Raw genomic sequence first — 25,675 nt, 5'->3', positions numbered from 1 at the left:
TAACCAGCGGGCTTTTGGCTTTCGTCTGCCCCTTCTCGTTATGCGTTCAGTCTTCTACGCCCATTCGTTTGCGAACTTGCGCGAATCCGCCTGCCGCTACTTTGGCATGCCAATGCACTGCAAGGAGACAGGCGTTCCTCCCTTTCCTGCAAAACCCGGCTCCTGAAACACTGCGAACCCGTGTCGCCTTGAGTGCCGAAGGACAGATGCGGACCCGTCGCATCACGGTCGCTCAATCCTTACCGAATTCCAGAGCTAACACTCGGCGGATCGGACGGCAAATCGAACGATCGTGCACATAGAATCGTCCCTGACCGATCACCAGGACGTCAAAACAGAGGAGACAACAATGAAGATACGGGGACTCGGCATAGCCGCTGCGTTATTAGTGAGTACGGCCGCTCAGGCGCAAAGCGCTGGCGATGTCGTCGCGAGTTTGGGCTGGTTTCATCTCTCGCCGCAGGACTCGAGCAAACCGCTCACTGTCAATGCAGTCGGCACGAGCGTAACGGAGACCGGCACGGGCGCAACAGTGAGCGATTCGGATACGTTCGGCTTTACGGCTACCTATTTCTTTACCGACCACATCGCCACGACTGCAGTATTCGGCGTGCCGCCGAAGTTTCATTTGACCGGCACCGGGTCGCTCGCGGCGCTCGGGGAGATCGGCTCCGCGTACGAATGGAGCCCGACGCTGCTTCTGAAGTACTACTTCAACGAAGCACAGAGTCGCTTCCGTCCGTACCTTGGCGCGGGCGGCTCATACGTCTGGTATAGCGGAGTGAAATTGAGCCCGGCGGTATCGAGTGGCAGCTTCTTGTATTCGCAGACATATGGCACCGCACTGGAGGGGACGACCACCGCGAAGTTGAGCAGCTCGTTTGCGCCGGTCATCAATGCCGGGTTTGCCTATAACATCGACAAGCATTGGTCGGTCGATGTCTCGCTGTCGTATATGTGGCTGTCGACGAAGGCCACGCTGACGACTCAGTCCAAGCTCGGAACCGTGACCAGTAGCACGAAGCTCAAGCTTGATCCGATCATTTCGTATGTTTCTGTCGGGTATCGGTTCTAATGCGGCTCCACACTGCTCAACGCAGTGTGGACCATCCGCCTGATAGGTGTCTGCAACTGGCCGACCGTGCACGCAGGGTCTCGCATCTTGCGGCGGCCAGTAGTCGTCAGCACAGCCTGGGCCCGTTTGCGCGAGACGCGAAAACGGCGGGCATGCCACCGGAGGTAAGCACGCAAGTTCGGCAGCACAACTGGATGGGGCTAAAGCGTTGAAAATAACTGGAGGCGAACTGGGCCTTAGTCTGTGACGATTACAACGGTTGCTGGATGAGCCAATTCGAATGTATGAACGCGGCCCGCGCGGACGTCGAGTACCAGTCGCTCAATCGACTCGATTTCCCGCGTTTCCCATTCAACGTTGCCGCACGATATGGCCGTGATCTTTTCACGCCACGCGTGACGGCGATTGAGCAAAAAAATCACGGCGCTGGCGCGCCGCATAAAGAACTGCTCCATCGTTATTTTTATCAGTTTCAAAGACGCATTTTTCAAGTCGGAGTGCACCATAGCATGTCTATATAGCGGATACGCGGGACGCAAAGGACATGAAAGAAACGCCGCAGATAGAGGGGAGCCGGTGACATAGGACGGTGATCGCGCATGCGCGCCGGAGCGAACGCAATGGGTCGACACCCGCTACGTCAAAGCCCGGAGCCGTTCACAAGGCGCGACGGACTGCGAGCGCAAGCACAAGCACAATCGCGCAACTGGCTGCAGCCCATGCTTCAGGCCTTAACCAGCGAGCAGTCATGCCAAACGATAATCCGCGTCGTCATTCTCATTGCGCGCAATCGTCCGGCCCGAGCGGCAAAATCCAGCGCCGCAAATTCGTCTTACGTATGGGGCCGCGCCTCATGAAACGTGCTGCGAGTCTAGAAAATCAGAAGCGCATGGCCTACGCTTAAGCGAGCCGGCCTTTTGGGGACCTCTGTATCACCGCTTTCCCAATGCGCAGCCGACCCATCCTGACAAAGCAATCAACGGTTCAAAATCGTACGCTTTTGTTGTTTGAGAGGGTTGCGCCATCCTGCTTTTCCACGTCGTCGGCCGTGTGGAGGAATGCCGCACTCCTGCGCTGAAAATCTTGAACAATAAAAAGCCAAGGAGACACTCATGCCAATCAACCGACTTTCAGGTGCCTTCGGCCTGCCTCTGCTTGCCATCGCATTCGGCTTGCCAGCCGCTTATGCCGCGGAAGAAGTCCAGAACAGTGCAACGACGACGTCCGCACCCGTGCCCTCGACGCTTCAACCCGTGAGCCAGGAGCAACTCGACAGGGCCGCCACCACGACGACCGCCTGGCTGCATTCGAACGGCTCGTATGCGCAGACGCGCTACTACCCCGGTGCGCAAATCAACAAGACGAACGTGTCGAAGCTCAGACCGGCGTTTATATTCCAGACGGCCGTCAACGAGTCGATGGAAACGGCGCCGATCGTATCGAACGGTGTGATGTTCATTACCACGTCGTTCAACCATGTATACGCGCTCGATGCGGCAACCGGCAAGGAGTTCTGGCATTACAAGCACAAGATGGGTCCGGTCACGACGTTCTGTTGCGGGCCGAACAATCGCGGCGTGGCCATAGCAGGTGACCGGCTCTATATGGGCACCCTCGATTCGAAGCTCGTCGCGCTCGACGCGAAAACCGGCGGCGTGTTGTGGCAAAGCCAGATCGCCGATCCCGATCAGGGCTACTCGGAAACGATGGCGCCGGCGGTCGTCGACGGCAAGGTGCTGATCGGCACGAACGGCGGCGAATACGGTATTCGCGGTTTCGTGAAAGCGTTCGATGCAAATTCCGGCCAATTGCTCTGGACGTTCTACACGATTCCGGACACCGGTCAGGAAGGCGTGTGGGCCACCAAAGACGCGACCGGCCGCGACGAGAAGCGCGACATCGCTGCGGAGAAAAAGCAGCTGGCGGACAAGGGCGGCGACTTCTACAAGACACTCGGCGGCGGAGTCTGGATGACGCCTGCAATCGATCGGCAAACGCATACGGTGTATTTCGTGGTGGGCAATCCGTCGCCGGACCTGTATGGCGCGATCCGGCCGGGAGACAATCTCTATACCGACTCGCTCGTCGCGATCGATCTGGACACCGGCAAGTACAAATGGCACTACCAGTACGTGCCGCATGACGTGTGGGACCTGGATGCAGTGAGTCCGCCGGTTCTGATCGACGTGCGCGACAACAATGGCAAGATGATTCCCGGCATCGTGCATGCCGGCGAGACCGGCCACGTGTACGTTCACGATCGCGCCACGGGACGGCTGATCCGCTATTCGGAGGCGATGATTCCGCAAGAGAACATGTGGACGTTGCCGACCGCCGATGGCGCGCGCATGTTGCCGGGCGCGAACGGCGGAGTCGAGTGGTCGCCGATCGCGTTCGATCCGCAAACGCGCCTCGTCTATGCGGCCAATCTGCATCAACCGATGACTTATCAGGTCGAGGAAGCGGCCTATCCGGGCGGCAGCAAGCTGTGGCTGGGCGGGGCGTTCAAGGTGATTCCGTCCGAGCAGCAATGGGGCAAGCTGGCCGCCGTGAACGTCGATACCGGTAAGGTCGCGTGGGGCTACAAGACCGACCAGCCGCTCATCGGCGGCGTGCTCGCGACGGCGGGAGGCCTCGTGTTCAACGGCGAGGGCAACGGCCTGTTCCGTGCGTTCGACGCCTCCACCGGCAAGAAGCTTTGGGAGTACCAGTGCGGCGCCGGCGTCAATGCGCCCGCGGTGTCGTACACGTTGAACGGCAAGCAGTACGTCGCGGTTGCGGCGGGCGGCAATACGCAGATCGACATGAAGCGCGGCAACACCGTGCTCGTCTTCGCGTTGCCATGACGATGCCGACGTTGCGGGGAGCGCCTCGTTCGATGGACCGCGCATGGGCAGCCCTGCTGTGCGGCTGGTTCGCCGCCGCATGGCTGCCGTCCAATGCGCGAGCCGATGCAGAGGCGGGCAAGGCGAAAGCGCAAGTGTGTGTGGCCTGTCATGGGCCGATGGGCAACTCGACCACGCCGGACTATCCGATTCTGGCCGGTCAAACCGCGCGCTACATCTACCTGCAACTGCGGGACTTCAAGGAAGGACGCCGCAACCACCCGCCTATGTCGCCAATGGTGGACAACCTGTCGCGCGAGGACATGCAGGATCTTGCCGACTACTTTGCCGCGCAAAAGCTCGTGCCCGTTACGATCAAACCGGATGGCGCGAGGATCGAAGCGGGAAGGAAGAAATCCGCCGAAGTGCTATGCACGATGTGCCACCTGGGTGGTTTTTCCGGCCAGAACGAGATTCCGCGCGTCGCCGGTCAGTTGTATCCGTATATCGTCAAGCAATTGCAGGACTTCCGTTCGCACACGCGGACCAACGATGCGGGCAACATGGCCAGTGTGACGCGCAATCTGACCGACGACGATATCCGGAATCTGGCCGCGTATGTCAATAATCTGCAGTAGTAGCGCAATTGAATTGCGTGGGACCGGAGTTAGTGGTTTGCATGGGACCAGAGTAACGCGCTAAAGCGCCAACTCTGGTCGACACCGGAGACACCATGAAAGAGCTCACCCGCTACCTCGCAACTGCCATCCTGCTTGCCGGTGCATTCGGTGCGTGCCAGCCCGCGTCCGCGCAGGGCGACGGAGAAACCAACCGGCAAGTGCTGGTAGCCGCAAAAGACGGTGACCAACAGTCGCTTCTCGCAGCACTGCAGCGCGGCGGAGCCGTCGACGCAATGAACCGCATCGGCGACACGGCGCTGATCACCGCATGCAAAAAAGGCGATGTGGCCATGGCGCGCACGCTGATCGAACACGGCGCGAACGTCCAGCACGCGAGTGCGCCCGGCGTCACGCCATTGATGGCCGCGGCATACGGCGGCTTCGATGAGATCGTTGCACTCCTGCTGGCGCACGGTGCGGATCCTCTAGCTACGGATCGCGTCGGCAAGACCGCGATGGAGTACGCGGCAGGCCAGGGGCAATCGAGAGTGGTGAGTCAGTTGCTCGATGCCGGAATCGACGTGAATCGCACCTACAAGAACGATCTCACTGCGCTGATGTGGGCCGCGGGATACGATCGCGCGGATACCGCTCAACTGCTGCTCGCACGCGGCGCCAATCCGTCGTTGAAGGACAACCGCGGCATGACGGCAAAAGATATCGCCGTCCAGACCAAATCGGCTCGGGTGGCGAGCCTGCTGTCTGCCGGCTAGTCGCGACACCGCGTTGCAACCCGGCCGTCACTACGCGTGAGTCATGAGCCCGCGCGCCGCGAGAATCGCCGGCAGGGCTTCGAACGAGTCGATCAGTCCATCGCAGTGCAATGCGTCGGCGCCGCCTTGTCCGGCATAGCCATACTTGACGATGAAGACAGGCAGGCCGGCCGCGCGTGCCGCTGCGACATCGACGGGCGAATCGCCGACCAGCGCGCAGCGTCCGGGGTCGGCATCGAGCAGGCGGCAGGCGTGCCAGAGCGGCTCGGGGGAGGGCTTCATGCTGGCTATCGTGTCGCCCGCGACCAGCACGTCCAGATACGCGGCGAGGCCTGTGTTGGTCAGTAGCGGCGCAGCCAGCGCATGAGGTTTGTTGGTCACGCAGGCGCTCCGGTAACCTCTCTTTCGCAATTCGCGCAGTCCGTCCATGACACCGGGAAACACCCGGCCCACGCGTCCGTTTGTATTCGCATAGTGCTGTTCAAACACCAGCAGGGCTCGCTCGATGGCGACGCGCTTCTCGATGCCGGCTGCTTCCAGCGAGCGTCGCACGAGGTTGGGGACCCCATTGCCGATAAATCCAGTCACCCTGTCGAACGACAGCGGCGCTACTCCGAAGTCCGCGAGCATGCAGGTGACCGCGGCCGCGATGTCCGGCGCCGTGTCGACCATCGTGCCGTCCAGGTCGATCAGTACTGCGTTGCAGTGATTGCTTGCTACCATGGTGAGCTCGTGCGTGATTGATCTATGCCTGGCACTACGAACGGAGTCGGATCAAGGGGCGACGCGGCGTCGTGATGCCAGCGGCGCAGGGTCGGCAGATCCACCCAGCGATGCTGTTCGCCATCCACCGGCTGGAGGATCGGCGTCTGCGGATCGCCGAGGTGAGGCAGCACGGCCAGCGCGCCATCGAAGCGGTCCTGCGAGGTGTACCCGGTCGGCGTAACGACGGTCGGGACACCCGCCGCGCGTGCCGCAAGCAAACCGTTGCGGGAGTCCTCGAAGGCAAGGCAGGCCGCGGCTTGCAGACCGAGCTGGTCGAGCACATGGTGGTAGACGTCGGGGGCGGGCTTTTTCGCACGCGTGGTGCCGGCATCGCCAATCGCCGCGAAGCGCGTACGCCAGGCTGCGCCGAAATGGACCTGCAGCAGTGCGTCCAGATTGGCGGGTGTCGTGGTCGTCGCGATCGCCACACGCATGCCGGCCTCTTGCGCCTCCGCCATCAGACGCGCAATGCCGGGGCGCAGCGGCAAGCCGTTGCCACGCACCCGCTCGGTGTAGTGGCGGGTCTTGATCGCATGGATCGCCGCGACGACTTCCAGCGCCTTCGCACCGTCGGCTTCTTCGCCCTCGACCATGCGCCAGTAATGCAGCAGGCGTTCCTTGCCGCCGGCCACCTTGAGAAGGCGTGCATAGAGCGCCTCGTCCCAGAACCAGTCGAGACCCACCTCCGCGAAAGCGGCGTTGAAGGCATGCCGATGAGCGGTCTCGGTATCGGCTAGCGTGCCATCGACGTCGAAGATAAGGGCTTGCATCGTCCGGTCCTCGTCAGGGTGATATGCCGTTCAGACACGCACCACGATAGCGGAGCCACAGGCCGATTTGAATTCAGAGATTCTTTCGCCTCCGATAAGCCACTCCTTAGGTGTCCACGCCGATTCGAGCGTGCGAGGCGCTGCGCTATTTACCAGGCCGCGGGTCGGTCACGAAGCCGAGCTTCGTCAGACCGCCTGCCTGGGCGGCCGACATCACATCGGCAACCCGTTCATACGGCACTTTCCGGTCGGCCCGCACATGCAGTTCCGGTTGAGGCGTGGTGTGCGCTGCCTGTGCGATGCGCGTGCGCAAGGCGTCGTCGGTCACCGCATGACCGTCCCACAGAATCGAACCGTCCGCCTGCACGGCGAGGTCCACGTGCGCGGGTTTGACGGCTTCCGGTTGACTGCTCGCCCGCGGCAGATCGATCCTGACCGCGTGTTGCATGGCGGGAATCGTGACGAGAAAAATGATCAGCAAGACCAGCATGACGTCCACCAGCGGCGTCATGTTGATCTCGTTCATCAGGCCGCCTTCGTCGTCGTCGGAGAATGGGCTCATTGCCATCTGAAGGCTCCGTCACGGGTTGCGCTCTCGCTGCGCGGCACGGCGTGCAACTCCGGACCGGCACTCGAAGGCAATTGCGAGCCGGTCACGAAGTACGCGTGCAGTCCATGCGCAAAGCGCTTCAGGCGGGCGACGATCGTGCGGTTTGCGCGAGTCAGGCCGTTGTAGCCGAGCACGGCGGGAATCGCCACGAAGAGCCCGAAGGCGGTCATGATCAGCGACTCGCCAACCGGGCCGGCCACGTGGTCGATGGACGTCTGGCCAGTCTCGCCGATCACGATCAGCGCATGGTAGATACCCCAGACGGTGCCGAACAACCCCACGAAGGGCGCCGTGCTGCCGATCGACGCGAGGGCCGCCAGCCCGCTTTGCAGGCGCGCGATCGTATCGTCCATCGTGTCCTGCAGGCGCCGCGTGATCCAGTCCGATACGTCGATCCGGTCGCGCAGATGCTGCTGGGTTTGCCGATGGTGCGTCGCGGCTTCGTGGCCCGCAAGCGCGAGTGCGAGCAGCGGATTGTCGCGCGCAGTGGAGCGGGGGTGACCGAGACTGCTCAACCCGTCCTCGAACCGGTCCGCGTTCCAGAAGCGCGCGTCGCTCTGGCGGGTCACGCGTCTGAGCAGCATCAGCTGCAATAGCTTGACGATGATCACCGTCCACGACATGACCGACATGATCAGCAACACGCTCAGAATGCAGCGCGTGACGACATCTCCGGTTTCCCAGACGTTCGCGAGTCCGTAATGTTGCATGGTGGTTTCCTTAGTCCTTCGACTCGTTGGCGGAGTTAGTCGCTCATTCCGAAGACGAACGACTGCGAGCATGCGGCGCGAATCGCGGCGCCGTTTTCGCTATAGGGCTGGCAGACGCCCCCGTGGACCGCGGCGAGCGCGGCATCGTCCAGGCGCTGAGAGCCGCTGCTCGTTTGCAGTTGCACCGTTTCGATACGGCCCGTGAGGCCCACGACGAATCGCACGACGGTGGTGCCGTTCTCGCCACGGCGCCTGGATATGTCGGGATAGTCCGGCTTCGGGATCGTGCAATCGACATGCGAGACGTTCTTCGGCGCAGTCGATGCGGGCACCGTGCGTTCGACAGCGGGCGCGGAAGCGGTGGCGGGCGCTGCGGGCATGGGTGGCGCTGCGACGGGGGCCGGCTGCGCGGTGGGAGACGGCGCGACATGCTGGGCTGGCGCTACCGGTGCCGTTGGTGCTATTTGCGCGGGTGTTTGTGCTGGCGTTTGCACGCTGTGCGTTACGTGTGGGCTCGGCTGCGGCTGCGGCACGGGTCTGGCGCGAACCACAGGATGCGCGGCGGCAGGCGGCGTTGGTGGGACCACCGCAGCAGGCGCGGCGGGTATCGGCGGTTGGGGTTCCGGGCTCAGCAGCACGGCGGTGATCGTGGGCGGTTCGACTGGCCGCTCGACAGTTCTGTCGCGTGTCGCGAGCGTCACGACCAGCAAAGCCAGATGCGCGCCGATCACGGCGCCCAGCACGAGCAGAACCCGACGATACCGCGTCGCGGAGATCATAGGGTTTGCGGGGTTCGCTATGGCAACTTGCAGCATCGATATCGCGGCCAGGCTTGGGCTCATTTGCCGGCGTCATTCGCCGGCGTCATTTGCCAGCATCATTAGCCGGCACTAATCGCCAGCATCATTAGCCAGCACTAATCGCCAGCATCAATCGCCAGCACTATTCGCGGCATCCGTTTGGTTCGCAACCGACGGCCACCTCCACGTTCATTGTCCTCCCGCACCCAGGGTTTTAGAACCAGCGGCTCGCGCCGTGGGTCAATTCGGGAAATTCTCCCGTCCGATGTTCGTTGTCAAACAATCGCCCAGTGGGATACTTTGAACCAATGACGCGAACCATCGCGGCGCAGCGATTTCACAACGGAGTACAACAATGCTGGAGACACGCATTCCCAACCGAAGACCACGCCGCTCCATCGCGCTGGCGGCCGCGCTCGTCGTGGCCGCGTGCGCGGCGCATGCAGCCGCCGCGCCGCTCGCCTATGTGACGAGCGAGAAGGCCGGTGTCGGCGTGATCGATCTCGATCAGATGACGCTCGCCAAAACATTCCCGGTAGGCGCGGACGGCCCGCGTGGCTTGGGCCTGAACGCGGATGGCACACGCCTCCTGGTCGCCAACAAGAACACGGGCGATCTGGCAGTGATCGACACGGCGTCGGGCGAGGTCGTCCAGCGCGTGAAGATCGGCAAGAACCCCGAGTATGTGCGGGTGCACAACGGCTACGCCTATGTGACGTACGAACCCGGCGACGTCAGCGGGCCGCCGGGGGCCAAGCCGGGCGGCAAACCGGATGGCAAACCCGGCGCGGATGACGACGACGCCAACAAGCCGCCGGCGGAAATCGCGATCGTCGATATGAATACGTGGCGCGTGATTCGCTCGGTGACGAGCGGTCACGAAACGGAAGGTATCGAATTCTCGCGCGACGGCCAGACGATGCTCGTCGCCAATGAAGGCGACGATACGATATCGATCTATCACGCGCGCACCGGTGCGCCCATCAGGACGGTGAAGCTCGCTGCCGGCGGCCGGCCGCGCGGCATCCGCCTGTCGCCCGATGGCAAGCACTATGTGGTCACGCTGGAGTCGCTCAGCAAGTTCGTCGTGCTCGACGCGCACAGTTTCGACGTGGTCAAGACCGTCGATACCAAACTCGGACCATACGGCATTGCGTTCGGTCCCGACGGGCAGCGGCTTTTCGTTGCCGCGGCGCGCGACAAGACGGTGCAGGTGTTCGACGGCCACAGCTATGAACATGTTGCCGACGTGCCCGTCGGGCAGCGTTGCTGGCACTTCAGCTTCACGCCGGATGGCGCGAAGCTGATGGTGGCGTGCGGGCGCTCCGATTCGGTCTATGTGCTGGACGCGAAGAGCTACCAGCCGATCAAGCAGATCGGCGAGTTACCGCTCGCATGGGGCATCGTCACGTATCCACGCAGCGACGGCTCGATCGAATCGCACTGAGCCGCGCGTGTCTTGCGCGACGGCGTTATTTCCACGCATAGCGCAAGCCGACCCACACGCCCCTCGGCGCACCCGGCCCGACGAATTGCTCGCTGACCGGGTTCGCGCCGTCGAACGTGCGGTTCGGTCCGGTGAAGAAGTTCTGGCCGAGTGCGCCGAAGCTGGCGTACTGCTTGTCGAGCAGGTTCGTCACGGAGGCGAAGACCTGCAACTGCTTCGTCACCTGGTAAGTCGTGTCCAGATCGATCAGCAGATAACCGGCGATCTTGCCGTTCACATCCTGGTTGTTTTCGTCGCCCTGAGCGTAGATGCTGCCGCGCCACGTGAGGTTCGTGCCGATGTTCCATTTCGACGTCGCCGAATAGTCGAGCCGCAGCTTCACGGTAGTCGCCGGAATCCCCGGAATATGATTGCCCGGCTTGACGGTGATATTGCCGTTGGCGTCGGCGCTGGAATTGCTGGGGCTGCTTTCGGTCCAGGTGGACTGGTAGGTCGCATCCACGTAGCTGTAGCTCGCGCTCACGGCGAGCGGACCGAACTTGCTTTGGCCGGCCAGTTCGACGCCTTGCCGGCGCGTGCGGCCGACGTTCTGGAAAAATCCTTGCGAGCTTCCCGCGCCATTGCTGCTGATGAACTGAATATCGTCGTCGAGTGTCGTGCTGTACGCGGCGGCGCTCCAGGTCGTGGCCGCGCCGATCCGGCCACGCGCGCCTATTTCGTAGGTCTTCGAGATCACCGGCTTGAGGGCCGGGTCGGAGATGAATTCGTTTGGCAGCGAACACGGCGCGGCCGGATCGGCACAGGCCAGTTCGATCGCGGTCGGTGAACGCATGCCTTCGTTGTAGGTGGCGTAGGCCGTGAGAGCCGGCGTCGGATTCCAGTTGATGCCAACGGCCGGATTGAAACGCGAAAACGTATGGTGGCCGTCGAGCTGCGGCTGCAGGCCGCTCGAATCGCCGATCGTCGCCTCGGCCCAGTTGTAGCGCCCCGCGAGCGTCAAAGACCAGTGAGGCGTCAGCGACAGCGTGTCCGCGAGATAGAGCCCATAGTTGCCGCTGTGCGTTCTGGCCGCGGTCTGCTGTTCGAAATCGCCGAGGCCGACCGTTGCGCGCGAATCGGTGAAAGCCGCGTCCTGCAACGACTGGGTGTAGTGCGAATTGGCGAGATCGGCGGACATGCCCGCAATCAACTGGTTTTCCATGCCACCGAGTTTGCCGAGCAGCGTCAGTTGCAGGCTCGCACCATAGCTGTCGGTCATCACGATCGATCTCTGGTTGGTCGCCTGCAATGTGTCGATATTGCCGTTCGCGTCTACCGAGCCGAAATTGTTATTGACGTTACTGCTGGTGTTGGTGTTGAGGAAGTGCCGGTAATAGGCGTTGCCGCTCAGTTCGACATGATCGTTGAAGTAGTGATCGCCCGAGAGCGTCACGTAGCCGACGCTGTTCTGATTCTGGTCCGGATATGTGTAGGGCTGCCTGGGGTTGTCGAGGAACGAGCGCGGAATGGTTTGTGTGCCGTGCAGATCGTTGTCCGCACCGCCCGCGGACAACGACAGCGTGGTATCGGCGTCGGTATAGCGCAGTTTGCCGAACGCCTGCCGTACGCGGCTCGAGTTCTGCTCGGCCCAGCCATTGTCGTTCGCGGCGTTGGCGGTGAAGTAGTAGTCGAGGTTGTGGCCGATGGTGCCGCCCTGTTCGACCTGCGCGGTCTTGCGGCCCCACGATCCGAGGCTCACCTCGGCTTCGCCGCCGGGGCTGGTCTTGCCGTTCTTGGTGGTGATCGAGATGGCGCCGCCGAGCGTGTTCAGTCCATAGGTCGGATTGGAGCCGGGAATCAGCTGGATCGTGTCGAAGGCCTGCTGCGGCAGCAGGTCCCAATTCACCACGTCGCCGAACGGTTCGTTCACCCGCACGCCGTCGACGAACACGGACAGGCCCTGCGGCGTGCCCAGCAACGGCGACGCAGTGAAGCCGCGATAATTGAGGTTCATCTGATACGGGTTGCCCTGCGCGTCGGCGATATCGACGCTCGGCAAATTCTTCGCCAGGTAGTCGGTCAGCGTGCTGCGATGCTGCTGTTCGATATCGTGTGCGTGGACCGTCTGGACGTTGGCCGGCACCTGCGAAAGCGGTGTGCCGATCCCGAGCAGCGGTGTGGTGCCCACCACGACGATCGGCGCGAGCGTCGTGACCGGGCTCGCGTTAGCGGCGCCGGTATCCGGCACCACGGGTGCGGACGCGGATGCGGGCGCCGACGCCGCAACAGGCGGTTCGGTCTGCGCCCATGCGGCCGCGCACAGGCTCGCGAGGGTGCTGCCGAAACAGAGTGTGATGCCGGCTCGCCGCTGAAGGCGCAGTCTGCGGCGTGTTGGTCGTCGCATGCTCAATGTTTGTCTCCTGCCGCTCGACGCCTTCGCGCCTGGCGCATTCTTCGAGGTGTGCGCAAGCTTCGCATACGTGGCTGTAAGCCGCGCGGGAGCTTTTCCCGATCTGTCAGGGAGGCGTTCCCAAAAGCGTTGCAAAAGTCCGCTGCGCGCGACTGTGCTGGGTAGAATGCAAATGTCATGTCAAGCGACCCGATGCACTCATCCCCCGCTGGCCGCCCGCCGCCACATCCGACGATATGGCGCGATCTCGCGTGGGTGTTCGCCGTGACCGCGCTGGCGGCGCTGCTCAGCGCCACGTTCGATCTCAGCGAACGCGCGTACCGGTTCACGCGTGGCATGGAACGCTTCCAGCTCGACGAATTGCCGGGCACGCTGTTCGTGCTTTCGATCGGTCTCGTGTGGTTCGCGTGGCGCCGCTACCGCGACGCGCGCCGCGAGTTGAGCCATCGCCGCATGCTGGAGGAGCAGGCCGAACGACTGCTCGCCGACAACCGGCGCCTCGCCAACCAGGCGCTGCAGGCGCAGGAACTCGAACGCCGTCATCTGGCGCGCGAACTGCACGATGAACTGGGCCAGTACCTGAACGCCATTGCGCTCGACGCCGCACGCATCCGCGATCTATCCAGCCAGCGCGAGCCGGAGATTCATCGAATAGCGCTCGGTCTGATCCAGAGTGCGAGCCACGTCTACCGGGAGATCGGCGACATGATCCGTCGGTTGCGGCCGATTGGTCTGGACGAGTTCGGCTTGCCGAGTGCGCTTGAACATTGCGTCGACGGCTGGCGCGAGCGGCTGCCCGATGCTTCGTTTTCCTTGACGATTGAAGGGGATTTCAGCGGCCTGAGCGATACGCTGACCATCACGCTCTACCGTCTCGTGCAGGAAGGGCTGACCAACGTGTCGAAGTTCGCCCGCCACTCGCGCGTGGAAGTGTTCATGGTGCGCGCGCCGCGCGAGACGCAAAGCGCGGACGCGGCCGGCGCGCCTATCGATGAAATCGTCGTGACCATGGCCGACGACGGCCCCGGCACGGATCTCACGAAGCCGCGCAAAGGACTCGGGTTGATCGGCATGCGCGAGCGCGTCGAGGCCCTCGGCGGCGAATTTCACGTTGCAAGCACACCGCAGGGCGGCTTTCTGTTCTGCGCACGCGTGCCTGCTCATGCGGGGCTTGCCGAACCCGTGAACTGAAGTCCGAGCCGGCTTGCCATTTGCGCAAGCTGCACGCCGTTGTCGGCGCCGAACTTCTGCCGGATCACGGATTGATGGTTGGCCACAGTCTTCTGACTCAGTCCGAGCTTCTCGGCGATGCTCGGCAGCGTATAACCCTGCACGAGCAGACGCAGCACCTCGAACTCGCGGGCCGACAACTGACGCCCGGGCGGTCCTTCGTTGAAGGCCGTGCGCATCGCGAGCGCCTGCGAGACGTCCGGACTCAGATAGCCGGCGCGCCGCGCGATGGAGCGCACCGCTTCCACCAGCACATCGGGCGCGCTGGCCTTGGTGACATAACCGAGTGCGCCGGCATCGAGCGCACGGCGCACAAAAATCGATTCCTCATGGACGCTGAAGATCAGCACGCGCGCATCAGGCTCTCGCGCGAGCATGCGCCGCATCGCTTCGATGCCGCTCGCCCCCGGCAGCGACACATCCATCACGACCACATCGGGCCGTAGCGCGCAAAAGCGCTGGTAGGCCTGGGCGGCATCGCCGGCTTCGCCGCACACCGTTACGTCGGAATTCAGTTCGAGCAGACGCCGGTAGCCTTCGCGCACGACCGCGTGGTCGTCGACGAGCAGCACGGAGATGGTTCCCCCAGTCATGGCAATGCTCCACTGCCGCCGGTGAGGTCCGGCTCGCGGGCGGCGGCCGCGAGCTTGCGCGAATTGGCGTCGTTACGGAACACGATGGGCTGCTCGCGCGCCACGTTTGCCGCTGTCGATGTCGAAGCCGCGCGTTGCACCACCTTGACCACGGTGTCGTGAAACGGCGACTTGTCGCAGACGGGGTCGGCGTTGGCCGCGTCGCCCGTGAGCAGATACGCCTGGCAGCGGCAACCACCCAGGTCGCGTTCCTTTTCGTCGCAACTCCGGCACGGTTCCTTGAGCCAGTGCAGACCGCGAAAACGATTGAACGCATCGCTGTCGTACCAGATCTCGCGCAACGGCGTCTCTTTCACGTTCGGCAACGTCAGGCCCGGCAGGCCGCGCGCCGCGTGACAGGGCAGCGCGGCGCCGTCTGGCGCGACGCCGAGAAAGACCGCGCCCCAGCCGTTCATGCAGCGTTTTGGGCGGCTTTCGAAGTAATCGGGCACGACGAAGAAAATCTTGCAGCGCTCGCCGTGCGTGCGGCGGTAGCGCTCGACGACCGCTTCGGCTTCGACGAGCTGCTCGCGCGTCGGCATCAACTGCGCCTCGTTCACGTGTGCCCAGCCGTAATACTGTGTGTTGGCGAGTTCGAGGTATTCGGCGCCCATCGCGAGCGCCATCTCGATGATCTTGTCGACGTGCGGCAGGTTATAGCGATGCAGCACGCAGTTGAGCACCATCGGAAAGCCGTGCCGTTTGATCGAAGTCGCGACGCGCTGTTTCAGATCGAAGGTACGCGTGCTGCTCAGGAAGTCGTTCAACTCCTGCGTCGAGTCCTGAAACGACAACTGGATGTGGTCGAGGCCTGCGGCCTTCAGGTCGCCGAGCCGCTTGTCGGTCAGGCCAACGCCGGAGGTGATCAGATTCGTGTAGAAGCCGAGTTTGTGCGCCTCCTCCACCAGCACTTCGACGTCGTCGCGCACCAGCGGCTCGCCGCCCGAAAAGCCGAGCTGCACCGCGCCGAGCGCACGCGCTTCGCGTAGTACTCCGATCCATTGCTCGGTAGTCAGTTCGCGGCTGAGATCGGTATAGTCGAGTGGGTTGTAGCAGAACGCGCAGTGCAGCGGACAGCGATAGGTCAGCTCCGCGAGCAGCCAGAGCGGCGGCGGCACGCCGGCGCTCGGGTCCTCGGACTGCGCGCCGGCAGCGGGTTGCGAGAGATCGGTCATCGCGCTACTCCAGCCAGCCGCGCGTGTGCGCTTCGGCAATGAAGGCCCGCACCTCGGTGCCGAGCTCGGTGGTGTTGAACGCCTGTTCCAGTTCGGCGATCAGCGTGTCGATGTCGCGTGTGCCATCGCAACGCTTGAGAATTTCTCCCGCGCTTTGATTGAGCTTCACCATCCCCTCGGGGTAGAGCAGCACATGTGCGTTCTGCGCGGGTTCCCACTGCAGGCGAAACGGCCTGGCGATCGTCAGTCGGGTGGCGGGTTGTGTGGCGCCGCCGGCGCGTGTCAGAACGTTCATTGCGGGAAGGCCTTTTCGATCGAGTCCAGCATGGTCCACAGAATGTCGAGCTTGAACTGCAGGATCTCGAGCGCCCGTTCCTGCTGATCGCGCCGCGTGAAATACGCCAGTGTCACTTCGAGTCCGTGCTCCACGTCGCGCTGTGCGAGCGAAATGCGCGAGCGGAAATAAGCGAGGCCCGCAGGGTCGATCCACGGATAATGTTCCGGCCAGCTCGCAAGCCGGTCGCGATGCACCTGCGGCGCGAACATCTCGGTCAGCGACGAGCAGACCGATTCCTGCCACGGCGCGCGGCGCGCGAAATTCACGTAGGCATCGACCGCGAAGCGCACGCCCGGCGTCACGTGTTCGAGCGACCAGAGTTCGTCGCGCGACAGGCCGACCGCATTGGCGAGACGCGCCCATGTTTCGATGCCGCCTTCCGCGCCATCGTAGCCATCGTGGTCAAGAATGCGCTGCACCCAGCGGCGGCGCGTCTCGCGATCCGGACAGTTCGACAGTACCGCCGCGTCCTTCAGCGGAATGTTGATCTGATAGTAGAAGCGGTTCGCGACCCAGCCGCGAATCTGTTCGCGCGAGCAGCCGCCGCTATTCATCTTCACGTTGAAGGGGTGATGGATGTGATAGGCGGTGCCTTTGGCGCGCAACTGTGCTTCGAATTCGTCGCGGCTCCAGGCGGGTTGATCGGCGTCCGAGGCTCCTGGTGTCCCTGACGTTCGGGCACGCGCGTCGCGCACCGGCGCCGTGCCATAGGTATCTGTTGCGTTCATACCGTCTCCGTTTTTTTATCCATCACAGCCGCGCGCCTCGTCACTGCAGTTCGACATTCAACGTTCAATGTTCACAGTTCGAATGCCATCCCATCGTATGCCACTTCGATCCCATGCTCAGCGAGCACGCGCCGTTCGGGGCCATCCTCGACCAGGATCGGGTTAGTGTTGTTGATATGGATCAGCACCTTGCGGACACGGCCTGCGTTGCCGGTGCGATCCACATCGAGCGAGTCCAGCGTTTCGATCATGCCGCCCGAACCTGTCTGCGGCAGATGTCCCATGTCGGCGGAGGTCTTTTTCGACAGGCCGAGGCGAATCATTTCATCGCCGGTCCACAACGTGCCGTCCACCAGCAGCAGATCGGCCTCGCGCATGGCCGCCAGCACATGTTCTTCGATCACGCCGAGCCCCGGCGCGTAGAACACGCGCTTGCCCGATTGCAGGTCCGTCAATAGGAGTCCGATGTTGTCGCCCCGCTCGGGCGCGTCGCGGTGCGGCGAGTAGGGTGGCGCCTTGCTCGACAGCGGCAGTGCGTCGATCCGCAAGCCGTTCAAGCCATCGACCACGAGCGGCGCGCCGTCGAGCGCGATGCGATGATGCTCGACGCCACAATAGTGCGAAAGGATCGGCGCGATCGGAAAGCCGGCGCGGAGGTCTTGCCACACGGCATCGGTGGCGTAGAGCGGCAGCGGTGTGTCGCGCTCGCGCAGCATCAGCAGGCCGGTGACATGGTCGATCTGCGCGTCGATTACGAGCACGGCGGCAATGCCGCTATCGCGTGCACGGCGAGCGGGCTGAAGCTCGGGATTCGCCGCGATCTGCGTGAGCAGGTCGGGCGATGCATTGACGAGCAACCAGTCCTCGCCGTTCGCGCTCACCGCGATCGACGACTGCGTGCGACGCGTCGCTTTCAGCGTGCCACGGCGCACGCCGTCGCAATTGCGGCAGTTGCAGTTCCACTGCGGAAAGCCACCGCCAGCCGATGAACCGAGTACCTTGATCTTCATGCCGCGTGGCGCATGCTGCACCCCTCCTGAGCGGTTGAGATGAACATCGCGGCGAGCGCGTGCGCGACGCGTTCATGAAGCGCCGGGTCGCTCGCCAGATGACCGGCGCGAACGCACTCGACATGTGCCCCAGGGGCCGCGCGCACCAGGCGCCGCAGATTGCCGGGCGGACAGACTGGATCACGCGAGCCATGCACCGCGGCAAGTGGCACGCCGGCCGATGCCGCGCGGCGCGCGAGCGCCAGCAGACGGGTTTCGCCGAGCCAGCAGCGATGTGCGAGGTAGTGCGCCTGGATCCGGTATTTGCCGATCAGCTTGCGAGCGTGGCGTCGCGAGTCTCTGGCGCGTGGCGGCGCGGCGCGGCGTGCGGTGGCGCTCGCCAGCACCGCGTCTTCATAGCCGCGCCATGCCAGCGCGAGCGCGCGTTGCCGCGCTGGGTCCGCACCGGATTGCAGACTGGCCGCGCAGCGCGCTACAAACCCGCTTGCCAACCCGGCAGGCCGTTCGCACCGGGCCGCGTCGCGCAGCCTGGCCCATGCGCGCGGCGCACGTCTTCGCGACGTCATGAACAAACCGCGAACCTCCCGCCCGGACGTGAGAAATAGCCCGCGCATCACGACGCCCGTGACCGCTTGCGGACACTGCCCGGCGTAGGCGAGCGCGAGCGCCGCGCCCCACGATCCGCCGAGCACGCCCCAGCGCTCGAAGCCGAGCCGCACGCGGATCGCTTCGAGATCGGCGATCAGATAGTCGGTGCGGTTGTGGCGCACGCTGCCGTGCGGCGTGGATGCACCGGTGCCGCGTTGATCGATCAGCACGACCCGGAAGCGCTGCAGATCGAACAGGCGCAGCGCGCCCGGCTGGCTGCCGCTGCCGGGGCCGCCATGCAGCACGGCCACCGGCACCCCGTCGAGCGCGCCGGCCACCGCGAACGACACGCGATGACCGTCGCGCGTGCGCAATGTATCGACTTCGAGCGGCGGCCATGCTTGCCGTGCAGCGCGCGGCGAGGTGCGGATCGTCATGGCAGCATCCTCGCGAGCAGGTTGTCGCGATCGAGCCATTGATGCTTGAGCGCGCCCGCTACATGCAGCACGATCAGTGCGATCAGCAGGTATCCCACGGCCTGGTGAACGCCGTAGAAAAGCTCGCGCAAATGCGCATCGTCCCAGCCCCATCTGGGCAGCGGGATGCCCCAGAAGCGTATGCCGTAGCGATTGAACGACGAGCCGAGATAGCCGGCCAGCGGCATCACGACCATGCAGACGTATAAAAAACCCTGCGTAGTGCGCGCGGCGGCGCGTTGCCACGGTCGCATCGGTGGCAGGGGCGGCCGGTGAAGCACCGCCCGCGCCACGATACGTAAAAGCACCAGCAGGAAAACCGTGAGTCCGAGCGACTTGTGCACGTTGATCAGTGCCGCTTTGACAGGCAATCCCTTCGGCAATCCGACCATATAGAGTCCGACGGCAAGCAGGCCGATGATGCCGAATGCGATCAGCCAATGCAGCGCGATCAGCAAGCCGGCATAGCGCGGCGCGCGGGCGTCGGCGCCCGTGTCGAGACCCGGCTTCGCGTGCGGCGAAGGTGCTGTCGTCATGCCTGTCTCCTTCCTTGTCTCCTGTTGGACACCGTTTCAGTCTGATTCAGTCTGATCGACGGCCGCGCGGCTTCATTCGGCGATTACCCCGCGATTGCCTCGCGATCATCCGGCGATCATCCGGCGATCAGTATTTCGCCTCTACCGTCGACCGCGAGATCGCCCGTATAGCGGGCCGGCAAGCAGTCAGCGCGCCACTGCGAAAACGGCGCGATCTGATCGGCCAGACTGCGCACGAGCAACGACCAGAATACGTTGAAACCGCGGCCGCCGCCGCTGAATGTCGGCGGCAGATGCGTGGGCCGCTGCGCGAGCAGCAGCGTGCCGCGTCTCATACCATAGGCATAATGCGGGCCTACTTGACCCGCGACGCCCACGGTTCCGGCCACCAGCCGTGAAGCCGCAAACTCGCCCGCATTGCCACCGACCAGCACCAGGCCGCGGCGCATCCGGTCGGCCAGTCGCGCGCCGGCATTGCCGTGGATCGTCAGCGTGCCGCCGGTCATGCCTTCCATGTCGCCTGTCAGCGCGCCGGCGGCGAAGTCGCCGCTGTCGCCGCTCACCGTCAGCTGGCCGCCGCGCATTTCGCATGCGGTGAAGTGCCCGGCGTTGCCGTCGATATACAGCACGCCGCCCGTCATCTGAAAGCCGCTGTAGTCGCCCACCGACCCATGCACGACGAGGCGTCCGCCGTCCATCTGCGCGCCGAGCCGGTCGAGCCATGGTGCGGCGCCGTCGATGACCAGCGCGGCCGTATCGTCCCGGGCGACGCCTGCCGGTGTTCCAGCTGCTCCATTTCGCAACACCTGGAACAGGTCACCGACGACACAGCGATCGTTGCCCGACGCGAGAACGATGCGCTCGATCTCGGCCACGCTCATGCCCGCCAGCGATGCCGGTCGCAGCGCCGCGGCATCCACGCGAAACCCGGGCGGCGTTGTCACGCGCAAAGTCGTCGTGCTCATGCGCGGCTCCCGTTCAGACCTGCCGCAAGCTCATGCAGATGGAAGTGGTACGGGCCGAGCTTGCCGCCGTAGTTGCCCGCCGAGATCCGCAGCACGCCGGCCGCGCGGCCGAGCCCGGTGGCCGCGGCGATGCCGGCTGTCATCGCCGCGCCGACATCGGCATCGGTGAGACCGTCGATCACGATCTCCAGCACACTACCGACTTCCGCGCTCAGTTCGCTGCGCGCCGACAGACCGATGAGGCTTGGGCAGAACGCGTCGTTGGTGGAGGCGCTCGCGCCCTGGTATCTGGAACCGACTTTCGAGCCCGAGCGGACCACGCCGCCGGGAAACGGCATGATCACGTTCGGCAGCCGGCGCATGGCCGCGACGGCGGCTTCGGCGGCGGCGAGCGCGGCATCCATGTCGCGTGCGAGAAACAGCAGGTTGCCGCCGCCGACGGCTTTGACCGTCGCCGCCGTGTCTTCGCAGACGAACTCGCCGTCCATCACCGGCACACGCCAGTAACGGGTCGTGCCGATCATCTTCGAGATCTGCCAGCCGTCGCCGAAATAGCGCAATCCGCTGCCGAGCGCTGCGCGGTCCGACAGCGGCGCGCGGCTCGTGGCGGGATCGATGCCGCTGAACACGGCAGTCGTGGGGCAGGTCAGCACGCATTGTCCGACGCGCCGCCCGATCTGTTTGACCAGCTCCTTCGACGACACCGCGAACAGCAACACCGCGACGCCAGGGCGGCCATCCGGCGTTTCGTCGGGCGTCAGCATGCGCTCGACGCCGGCCTCGCAGCCGCAGCCGATCACCGACGTGGCGAACCCCGCCAGCGAATTCGCCGCGTTCATCGCCCAAGTGGGCGTATGGGCGGTGATGATGAGCCGGGTCGCCTTCATCGGAAACGCTTCCGCGAAGGTCGGGTCGATTGTGGTGCCGTTGATTTCGAGCGTGGCCTCGGCGTTCATCGTGTGCGGTTCGCTTGGTATCGGTCTGCAGTCGTTGGGCTCGATCAGCCTGGATCAGCGGTTAGCCAGACATTCGACGGGCAACAGGCGCCCGCCCCGGCAGCAGTTGCAGACTTCGTCGTCGCTGATCGCGGCATGCGCGAAGTTGTTCGCGAGCCTGGCATCGCTATAGGCGCGCAGCGTCTTCTCGATGCCGCGATCGAACTCCGGCGATACGAAATGGATGCCGCCCGTCGGCGTGGCGACGAGTGTGCCGTCGCGTGCGACCAGCTCGCCGTCCTTGAACACATAGGCCGGCGACGTGAACATCCGCTCGCGGTCCGGCTCGTCGCGATAGACAGCGATGTCCGCCGCCGCGCCTGCGCCGAGATGGCCACGGTCGCGCAGACCCAGCAGCCGCGCCGGACCGGCGCGCGTGATGATGGCGATCTCGTACAGCGAGAACTCGCGCTGCAACTGCGGCAATGCGCTGGCGATCTGCGCGTCGGGATTGAGCTTCGCGAGCTGCTCGTCGCGAAACGACTTGTCCATCAGCAGGCGGATCAGATGCGGATAGCTGGTGAACGGGCCGCCGTTCGGATGATCGGTGGTCATCGCGACGCGCCAGGGATCGTTGACCAGCAGGAAAATTTCCAGACCGATGATCCATTGCAGCGCGTTCACATAGCTTTGCTCGCGATAGCGGAACGGCACGACGCCACAGCCCGCATCGCATTCGATGTCGCCGACCACCCACTTGTGCGGCCGCGCGAGCGGTGTGTTGCGGAACTGCATCATCGTGTCACCCGAGGCCGTGACGGTCTGTCCAAAGATGATCTGGCCGACATCGATCGAGACATTCGGCCGCGCGTTCACCGCCTCGGCGATATGTCGCGCGCCCGACGAAAACTTTTGCGGCCCTTCGACGCCATAGCTGTGGAACTGGATATGCGTGAGATGGATCGGCAGGCCGTCGGCGGCATCCATGGTCGCGATCGTCGAATCGATGTTGCCGGGCACGCCGAGATTGCTCGCGTGCACATGCAGAGGATGCGGCACGCGCAGCTCGGTCAACGCGCGTGACAGCGTGTGCAGCACTTCGCGCGGCGTGATGCCGTAGTGCGTGTGCGGTTCGTCGACGTTGAGCGAACGCTGGTTGAACTTGAATGCGGAGATGCCGCCCGGGTTGACCACTTTGACGCCGAGCGCCTTGCTCGCGTGAATCGTCCAGCCGACGTAATCGCGCAGGCGCGCGAAGTCGTCGCGTGCCGCGAGCAACTGCAGGAACAGTTCGTCGTTGCCGAGCATCACGTAGGCGCCGTGGTCGATGATCGGCGTGTCGCCCATTTCGAGGTGCGTGTGGCGCGCGTTGGACCGCATCATCGCCGGCTCGAACGCAGCGGTGTAGCCCATTTCGGCGTAGCGGTAGCCGGTCGCGAGCGTCCCCGGCGTGCAGACGCCGCATGACGGCAGACGCAGATAGCGGCCCGCGCCGTCCTGTACCGATTCGTACGCGGCGTCCCGGATCGGATCGGCGCGATGGTCCTCCGGGAGCAGCAGCCGCGACAGGTTGGTCTTGCCGCCACCAATATGCGAATGCATGTCGATGCCGCCCGCCATCACGATCATGCCGGTGGCGTCGTATTCGTGATCGGCCGGCAGATTGGCCGGAACATCGACGATGCGTCCGTCGCGGAAGGTCAGGTCGCGGCGCTCGCCGTTCACGCCGTGAGTCGGGTCGTAGATCGTGCCGCCTTTCAGTCGGACGAGGCTCATCGCTGCTCCTCACCGGTGCGCTGCTCGTGCAGGCGCGCGCTCGACTGCGCATTGAGCTGCTCAGTTGACCGCTCAGTTAACCGCACCATCAACCGTGCATTCAGGCGCTCCGTCAACTGCGCGGCAATCGACGCCACCGAGGCGAGCGCGTCGCCGCGCGCTGCGGCAAGCGGCATCACGACCGAGCTGTCGACGCGAAACAGATGCCCGCCGGAGTCGATACCCGGTGTCGCGACGGGAATGAACACCGTGTTCGCGCCGCGCGCCTTCGCCGCGTCCGCGAGCGCCGGATGGCCGAGCACGATCAAAGGGGCCGCGCGATCCAACGACGCCGGCCACGCATGCGGCGCGAAGCTTGTGGTCCACAGCAGCGCATCCACTTCGCCGCTGGCGAGCAGCCTGCTGGTGCGATAGCGGTACGGGTCGTGATCGAGCGGCGCGGTGCCGGCGATTCGCGCAGGCGTCGACAGGCGCGTACGCAGCGGCATGCCGGACAGCCAGGTCACCGTCTGGTTGACGCTCAGCGCGCCGTCGTCGCCGCCGAGCGCGAGGCACGCGGCACGGGTCGTGCGGTTCGCAGTCTTGACGATCCGGTTCAGCGCTTCGATGAGCAGCGCCGCATGCGGGCTGGGCAACGCGCCGGGCTCATAGACGATCACCGCGTAGCGCGCCGCGGCGATCCGCTCCTGCAGCGACGCGAGCGTTGCTGCCGTGCTGGTGTCGGCGGCGTTGCTGGTGTCGTTGTGCAACGCGCCCGGTGCGCGACCTTCGCCAAGCGCGGACCACAGCGCGAGGGTGTCGAAGGGATCGGCGTGGGGCAGCAGTGTTTGCGTTTGCGTATGCGCGAGGCCGGCCGCGGCCGGGTCCACTGCACAGCCGACGAATATCAGCTCACGCGCGATCTCCGTGCCCGCCAGTGTTCGCGTGAAAAATCGCGGATAACGCCGTGACGGCTGGCAGCCGAAGAACACCAGCAAGTCAGCGCGTGATCGCACTTCGGAAAGCGTCGTGAAGAACGAACCGCGATCCTGCAATGCGAGGGTCGCCGGAGTCAGCGCGTCACCGTGCAGATGGTCGAGGATCGCTCCGCAACTGGCCGCGAGCGTGTAGAGCGCGCGGGCGCCGGCGACGTCGGTGGCGAGCGCGCCAAACAACGGACGGCGCGCGTTCGCGAGCATCTGCGCGGCGCGCGTCAACGCGGTATCGAGATCCGCATCGTTTCCGTCGACCACGCTGCGACATTGCGCGTTGGCAGCACCGTACTGCGTGAGTGCCTGGCTCAGCCGCGGACATTCGGTGTCCGGCACATTGAGGGTGCCGTCGCTGTATGCGTTGACGACGAGGTCGTCACACAGCAATGGGCAGAACGGGCATGTCCAGTCGCGTGTGATTGCCGGAGGGCACGCGCCGGGTGCGCCCGATGCGTGCGTGCTGTTGCTCAATGGATCGGTGGGCGAGAGGTGCATGGCCCACTTTTAGCAAGCTCTATGCCGATTGATATGACGACATGATGGCGCGACCGCCAACCGTATGACGCGCACGATCGTGCCGCTCAGTGTTCAGAGGGGCCGGCAGGGTGGATACGCGTTTAGCAGCACCGCATGAATCGTGACGCAGTGGACAGGTTCAAGCGCGAGTGCGGCGCACAGGTTGTGTGCCGCACTGGAGCAGAGTGTCACGCAAAGCCGCCCTGGCTTGCCGTTCGCTTACATTCGCGGCTTGCTTCCCGCGTGGCATGGAAATTGTATGGAAAGCCTACAAGGATTCGGCTTGCATGGCGCCGATCTGTCGGTCGTGAAGTGCGGAGGCTACCAGCCATGCTGTCGCGCCAGTGCTGGCCGCAGCCGTCATATCGGCGCGATTGCGGACGCCGCCTGCGCCGATCACCGTGGTATGCGCCGCGGCGCTGGCGCGAATGCGTTCGAACGTGGTCAGGTCGGGTCCCGCATAACTGCCCACTTGATCGAGCGTCATCGCGATCACGCGCGACGGCCACCATGCGGATGTGCGCTCGAGTTCGACGGCCGTCAGTAACTGGCCCGCCCGATGATCGAGCGAGAGGATCGGCGCGAGGCCAGCGGTCTCTGCCGAGTGCAGAGCGTGGCGGTCGCGCAGCGACTCGGTGCCGAACACCGGCACGAGGGTCGCGAGCTTGTGTTGAGCAGTATCGCCGTTGCGTTGGTCGATGGCGTCGATGTGGTTGAACAGCTCGAGCATCGACGCGTAGTCCGTATAGCCCGCATCGAGCCAGAGGTCGATGCCGGGCAGCGCGGCACGTAACGCGGCGAGCGTCGATGCATGCGCGCCGCGTTGCAGGATGGCGCCGAGGTCGGCGATATAGAGCGTGCGCGCGCCGCTTGCGGCGAGCAGCGCGCGGGCGATGGTAAGCGGCTCGCTGGCGGCGGCGAGGCGGGACTGGATGGGCCGATAGGCTGTCCGCTCGCCGCGCACTGCGCGCACGACATGGCCGTCGAGCAGATCGAGAACCGGTATCACCTGCATA

General features: G+C 64.3%; 25 protein-coding genes. 6 read left to right on the top strand and 19 right to left on the bottom strand.

The genetic code is table 11. The features are described 5' to 3' along the window. Positions 1-349 precede the first annotated feature (349 nt). Positions 350-1,075, top strand: a complete 726-nt coding sequence (locus BN2475_RS08495) for an OmpW/AlkL family protein (protein WP_094779088.1) — start codon at positions 350-352, stop codon at positions 1,073-1,075. A gap of 236 nt (positions 1,076-1,311) precedes the next feature. Here the strand turns inward: BN2475_RS08495 and BN2475_RS08490 are convergent, their stop codons facing one another. Then, positions 1,312-1,581, bottom strand: coding sequence for a hypothetical protein (locus BN2475_RS08490; RefSeq protein WP_245841199.1), 270 nt, complete (start codon positions 1,579-1,581; stop codon positions 1,312-1,314). A gap of 606 nt (positions 1,582-2,187) precedes the next feature. On the opposite strand from BN2475_RS08490, the gene BN2475_RS08485 reads away from it, so the two are divergent. From BN2475_RS08485 to BN2475_RS08475, 3 genes are all read left to right on the top strand, one after another. Next, on the top strand, positions 2,188-3,921 hold the full coding sequence (locus BN2475_RS08485; RefSeq protein ID WP_094779087.1) for a pyrroloquinoline quinone-dependent dehydrogenase: 1,734 nt from the start codon (positions 2,188-2,190) through the stop codon (positions 3,919-3,921). Beyond that, positions 3,918-4,538 carry a c-type cytochrome gene (locus BN2475_RS08480; RefSeq protein ID WP_094779086.1) on the top strand — a complete coding sequence of 207 codons (621 nt, stop codon included), beginning with the start codon at positions 3,918-3,920 and terminating at the stop codon, positions 4,536-4,538. The genes BN2475_RS08485 and BN2475_RS08480 overlap by 4 nt, the downstream gene beginning before the upstream one ends. 95 nt (positions 4,539-4,633) lie before the next feature. Beyond that, positions 4,634-5,293 (top strand): ankyrin repeat domain-containing protein, encoded by a 660-nt coding sequence (locus BN2475_RS08475; RefSeq protein ID WP_094779085.1) that lies wholly within the window; start codon positions 4,634-4,636, stop codon positions 5,291-5,293. A 30-nt stretch (positions 5,294-5,323) separates the two neighbouring features. On the opposite strand, the gene gph is transcribed toward BN2475_RS08475, so the two are convergent. The 5 genes from gph to BN2475_RS08450 form a co-directional block, all read right to left on the bottom strand. Further along, positions 5,324-6,016: a phosphoglycolate phosphatase gene (gene gph / locus BN2475_RS08470; protein ID WP_094779084.1), complete on the bottom strand. Its 693-nt coding sequence runs from the start codon at positions 6,014-6,016 to the stop codon at positions 5,324-5,326. Further along, complete coding sequence (locus tag BN2475_RS08465; protein WP_094779083.1) at positions 6,010-6,828, bottom strand: HAD family hydrolase; 819 nt, start codon at positions 6,826-6,828, stop codon at positions 6,010-6,012. The genes gph and BN2475_RS08465 overlap by 7 nt, the downstream gene beginning before the upstream one ends. A 145-nt stretch (positions 6,829-6,973) precedes the next feature. Beyond that, entirely contained in the window at positions 6,974-7,396 is a 423-nt protein-coding gene (locus BN2475_RS08460) for an ExbD/TolR family protein (protein WP_094779082.1), read from the bottom strand. Continuing rightward, on the bottom strand, positions 7,387-8,148 hold the full coding sequence (locus BN2475_RS08455; protein WP_094779081.1) for a MotA/TolQ/ExbB proton channel family protein: 762 nt from the start codon (positions 8,146-8,148) through the stop codon (positions 7,387-7,389). Before BN2475_RS08455 ends, BN2475_RS08460 begins: the two co-directional genes overlap by 10 nt. A 35-nt stretch (positions 8,149-8,183) precedes the next feature. Beyond that, positions 8,184-8,927: an energy transducer TonB gene (locus tag BN2475_RS08450; protein ID WP_245841198.1), complete on the bottom strand. Its 744-nt coding sequence runs from the start codon at positions 8,925-8,927 to the stop codon at positions 8,184-8,186. Between the two features lie 376 nt (positions 8,928-9,303). On the opposite strand from BN2475_RS08450, the gene BN2475_RS08445 reads away from it, so the two are divergent. After that, positions 9,304-10,395 carry a YVTN family beta-propeller repeat protein gene (locus tag BN2475_RS08445; RefSeq protein WP_094779079.1) on the top strand — a complete coding sequence of 364 codons (1,092 nt, stop codon included), beginning with the start codon at positions 9,304-9,306 and terminating at the stop codon, positions 10,393-10,395. Between the two features lie 25 nt (positions 10,396-10,420). On the opposite strand, the gene BN2475_RS08440 is transcribed toward BN2475_RS08445, so the two are convergent. Then, the gene (locus BN2475_RS08440) at positions 10,421-12,778 is read right to left on the bottom strand and encodes a TonB-dependent receptor (RefSeq protein WP_094779078.1); all 2,358 of its coding nucleotides are present in this window, start codon (positions 12,776-12,778) and stop codon (positions 10,421-10,423) included. A 183-nt stretch (positions 12,779-12,961) separates the two neighbouring features. Here BN2475_RS08440 and BN2475_RS08435 point away from each other — a divergent pair, with 183 nt between their 5' ends. Further along, positions 12,962-13,975 (top strand): histidine kinase, encoded by a 1,014-nt coding sequence (locus tag BN2475_RS08435; RefSeq protein ID WP_094779077.1) that lies wholly within the window; start codon positions 12,962-12,964, stop codon positions 13,973-13,975. Here BN2475_RS08435 and BN2475_RS08430 read toward each other — a convergent pair. The 12 genes from BN2475_RS08430 to BN2475_RS08375 form a co-directional block, all read right to left on the bottom strand. Then, on the bottom strand, positions 13,945-14,607 hold the full coding sequence (locus BN2475_RS08430; RefSeq protein ID WP_094779076.1) for a response regulator transcription factor: 663 nt from the start codon (positions 14,605-14,607) through the stop codon (positions 13,945-13,947). The two genes, BN2475_RS08435 and BN2475_RS08430, sit on opposite strands and share 31 nt — an antisense overlap. Further along, a complete protein-coding gene (pqqE, locus tag BN2475_RS08425) occupies positions 14,604-15,821 on the bottom strand; it encodes a pyrroloquinoline quinone biosynthesis protein PqqE (RefSeq protein WP_094779075.1) in 1,218 nt (405 codons plus the stop codon). Before pqqE ends, BN2475_RS08430 begins: the two co-directional genes overlap by 4 nt. 4 nt (positions 15,822-15,825) lie before the next feature. Then, a complete protein-coding gene (gene pqqD / locus BN2475_RS08420) occupies positions 15,826-16,116 on the bottom strand; it encodes a pyrroloquinoline quinone biosynthesis peptide chaperone PqqD (protein WP_094779074.1) in 291 nt (96 codons plus the stop codon). After that, positions 16,113-16,886, bottom strand: coding sequence for a pyrroloquinoline-quinone synthase PqqC (gene pqqC / locus BN2475_RS08415; RefSeq protein WP_174641900.1), 774 nt, complete (start codon positions 16,884-16,886; stop codon positions 16,113-16,115). Before pqqC ends, pqqD begins: the two co-directional genes overlap by 4 nt. A gap of 71 nt (positions 16,887-16,957) precedes the next feature. Next, positions 16,958-17,896 (bottom strand): pyrroloquinoline quinone biosynthesis protein PqqB, encoded by a 939-nt coding sequence (gene pqqB, locus BN2475_RS08410; protein ID WP_094779111.1) that lies wholly within the window; start codon positions 17,894-17,896, stop codon positions 16,958-16,960. Further along, a complete protein-coding gene (locus BN2475_RS08405; protein ID WP_094779073.1) occupies positions 17,893-18,921 on the bottom strand; it encodes an alpha/beta fold hydrolase in 1,029 nt (342 codons plus the stop codon). The genes pqqB and BN2475_RS08405 overlap by 4 nt, the downstream gene beginning before the upstream one ends. Continuing rightward, a complete protein-coding gene (locus BN2475_RS08400; RefSeq protein ID WP_094779072.1) occupies positions 18,918-19,496 on the bottom strand; it encodes a cytochrome b in 579 nt (192 codons plus the stop codon). Before BN2475_RS08400 ends, BN2475_RS08405 begins: the two co-directional genes overlap by 4 nt. Before the next feature lie 116 nt (positions 19,497-19,612). Continuing rightward, a complete protein-coding gene (locus BN2475_RS08395; RefSeq protein WP_094779071.1) occupies positions 19,613-20,461 on the bottom strand; it encodes a formylmethanofuran dehydrogenase subunit C in 849 nt (282 codons plus the stop codon). Then, positions 20,458-21,417, bottom strand: a complete 960-nt coding sequence (gene fhcD, locus BN2475_RS08390) for a formylmethanofuran--tetrahydromethanopterin N-formyltransferase (RefSeq protein ID WP_094779070.1) — start codon at positions 21,415-21,417, stop codon at positions 20,458-20,460. The genes BN2475_RS08395 and fhcD overlap by 4 nt, the downstream gene beginning before the upstream one ends. A 54-nt stretch (positions 21,418-21,471) precedes the next feature. Continuing rightward, entirely contained in the window at positions 21,472-23,172 is a 1,701-nt protein-coding gene (locus BN2475_RS08385) for a formylmethanofuran dehydrogenase subunit A (protein ID WP_094779069.1), read from the bottom strand. Further along, a complete protein-coding gene (locus BN2475_RS08380; protein WP_094779068.1) occupies positions 23,169-24,638 on the bottom strand; it encodes a molybdopterin-binding domain-containing protein in 1,470 nt (489 codons plus the stop codon). The genes BN2475_RS08385 and BN2475_RS08380 overlap by 4 nt, the downstream gene beginning before the upstream one ends. Positions 24,639-24,927: 289 nt before the next feature. Further along, positions 24,928-25,674, bottom strand: a complete 747-nt coding sequence (locus tag BN2475_RS08375) for a HisA/HisF-related TIM barrel protein (RefSeq protein ID WP_094779067.1) — start codon at positions 25,672-25,674, stop codon at positions 24,928-24,930. Between the last annotated feature and the right edge of the window lies 1 nt (position 25,675).

Origin of the sequence: Paraburkholderia ribeironis, from assembly GCF_900019265.1 — a bacterium.
Lineage (GTDB): Bacteria > Pseudomonadota > Gammaproteobacteria > Burkholderiales > Burkholderiaceae > Paraburkholderia > Paraburkholderia ribeironis.
This window is presented reverse-complemented; position numbering and strand designations above follow the sequence as displayed.

Excerpts from the sequence above, each read along its gene's own strand:
- BN2475_RS08495 (WP_094779088.1), top strand. The coding sequence starts at position 350 with ATGAAGATACGGGGACTCGGCATAGCCGCTGCGTTATTAGTGAGTACG.
- BN2475_RS08490 (WP_245841199.1), bottom strand. The coding sequence starts at position 1,581 with ATGGTGCACTCCGACTTGAAAAATGCGTCTTTGAAACTGATAAAAATA.
- BN2475_RS08485 (WP_094779087.1), top strand. The coding sequence starts at position 2,188 with ATGCCAATCAACCGACTTTCAGGTGCCTTCGGCCTGCCTCTGCTTGCC.
- BN2475_RS08480 (WP_094779086.1), top strand. The coding sequence starts at position 3,918 with ATGACGATGCCGACGTTGCGGGGAGCGCCTCGTTCGATGGACCGCGCA.
- BN2475_RS08475 (WP_094779085.1), top strand. The coding sequence starts at position 4,634 with ATGAAAGAGCTCACCCGCTACCTCGCAACTGCCATCCTGCTTGCCGGT.
- gph (WP_094779084.1), bottom strand. The coding sequence starts at position 6,016 with ATGGTAGCAAGCAATCACTGCAACGCAGTACTGATCGACCTGGACGGC.
- BN2475_RS08465 (WP_094779083.1), bottom strand. The coding sequence starts at position 6,828 with ATGCAAGCCCTTATCTTCGACGTCGATGGCACGCTAGCCGATACCGAG.
- BN2475_RS08460 (WP_094779082.1), bottom strand. The coding sequence starts at position 7,396 with ATGGCAATGAGCCCATTCTCCGACGACGACGAAGGCGGCCTGATGAAC.
- BN2475_RS08455 (WP_094779081.1), bottom strand. The coding sequence starts at position 8,148 with ATGCAACATTACGGACTCGCGAACGTCTGGGAAACCGGAGATGTCGTC.
- BN2475_RS08450 (WP_245841198.1), bottom strand. The coding sequence starts at position 8,927 with ATGATCTCCGCGACGCGGTATCGTCGGGTTCTGCTCGTGCTGGGCGCC.
- BN2475_RS08445 (WP_094779079.1), top strand. The coding sequence starts at position 9,304 with ATGCTGGAGACACGCATTCCCAACCGAAGACCACGCCGCTCCATCGCG.
- BN2475_RS08440 (WP_094779078.1), bottom strand. The coding sequence starts at position 12,778 with ATGCGACGACCAACACGCCGCAGACTGCGCCTTCAGCGGCGAGCCGGC.
- BN2475_RS08435 (WP_094779077.1), top strand. The coding sequence starts at position 12,962 with ATGTCAAGCGACCCGATGCACTCATCCCCCGCTGGCCGCCCGCCGCCA.
- BN2475_RS08430 (WP_094779076.1), bottom strand. The coding sequence starts at position 14,607 with ATGACTGGGGGAACCATCTCCGTGCTGCTCGTCGACGACCACGCGGTC.
- pqqE (WP_094779075.1), bottom strand. The coding sequence starts at position 15,821 with ATGACCGATCTCTCGCAACCCGCTGCCGGCGCGCAGTCCGAGGACCCG.
- pqqD (WP_094779074.1), bottom strand. The coding sequence starts at position 16,116 with ATGAACGTTCTGACACGCGCCGGCGGCGCCACACAACCCGCCACCCGA.
- pqqC (WP_174641900.1), bottom strand. The coding sequence starts at position 16,886 with ATGAACGCAACAGATACCTATGGCACGGCGCCGGTGCGCGACGCGCGT.
- pqqB (WP_094779111.1), bottom strand. The coding sequence starts at position 17,896 with ATGAAGATCAAGGTACTCGGTTCATCGGCTGGCGGTGGCTTTCCGCAG.
- BN2475_RS08405 (WP_094779073.1), bottom strand. The coding sequence starts at position 18,921 with ATGACGATCCGCACCTCGCCGCGCGCTGCACGGCAAGCATGGCCGCCG.
- BN2475_RS08400 (WP_094779072.1), bottom strand. The coding sequence starts at position 19,496 with ATGACGACAGCACCTTCGCCGCACGCGAAGCCGGGTCTCGACACGGGC.
- BN2475_RS08395 (WP_094779071.1), bottom strand. The coding sequence starts at position 20,461 with ATGAGCACGACGACTTTGCGCGTGACAACGCCGCCCGGGTTTCGCGTG.
- fhcD (WP_094779070.1), bottom strand. The coding sequence starts at position 21,417 with ATGAACGCCGAGGCCACGCTCGAAATCAACGGCACCACAATCGACCCG.
- BN2475_RS08385 (WP_094779069.1), bottom strand. The coding sequence starts at position 23,172 with ATGAGCCTCGTCCGACTGAAAGGCGGCACGATCTACGACCCGACTCAC.
- BN2475_RS08380 (WP_094779068.1), bottom strand. The coding sequence starts at position 24,638 with ATGCACCTCTCGCCCACCGATCCATTGAGCAACAGCACGCACGCATCG.
- BN2475_RS08375 (WP_094779067.1), bottom strand. The coding sequence starts at position 25,674 with ATGCAGGTGATACCGGTTCTCGATCTGCTCGACGGCCATGTCGTGCGC.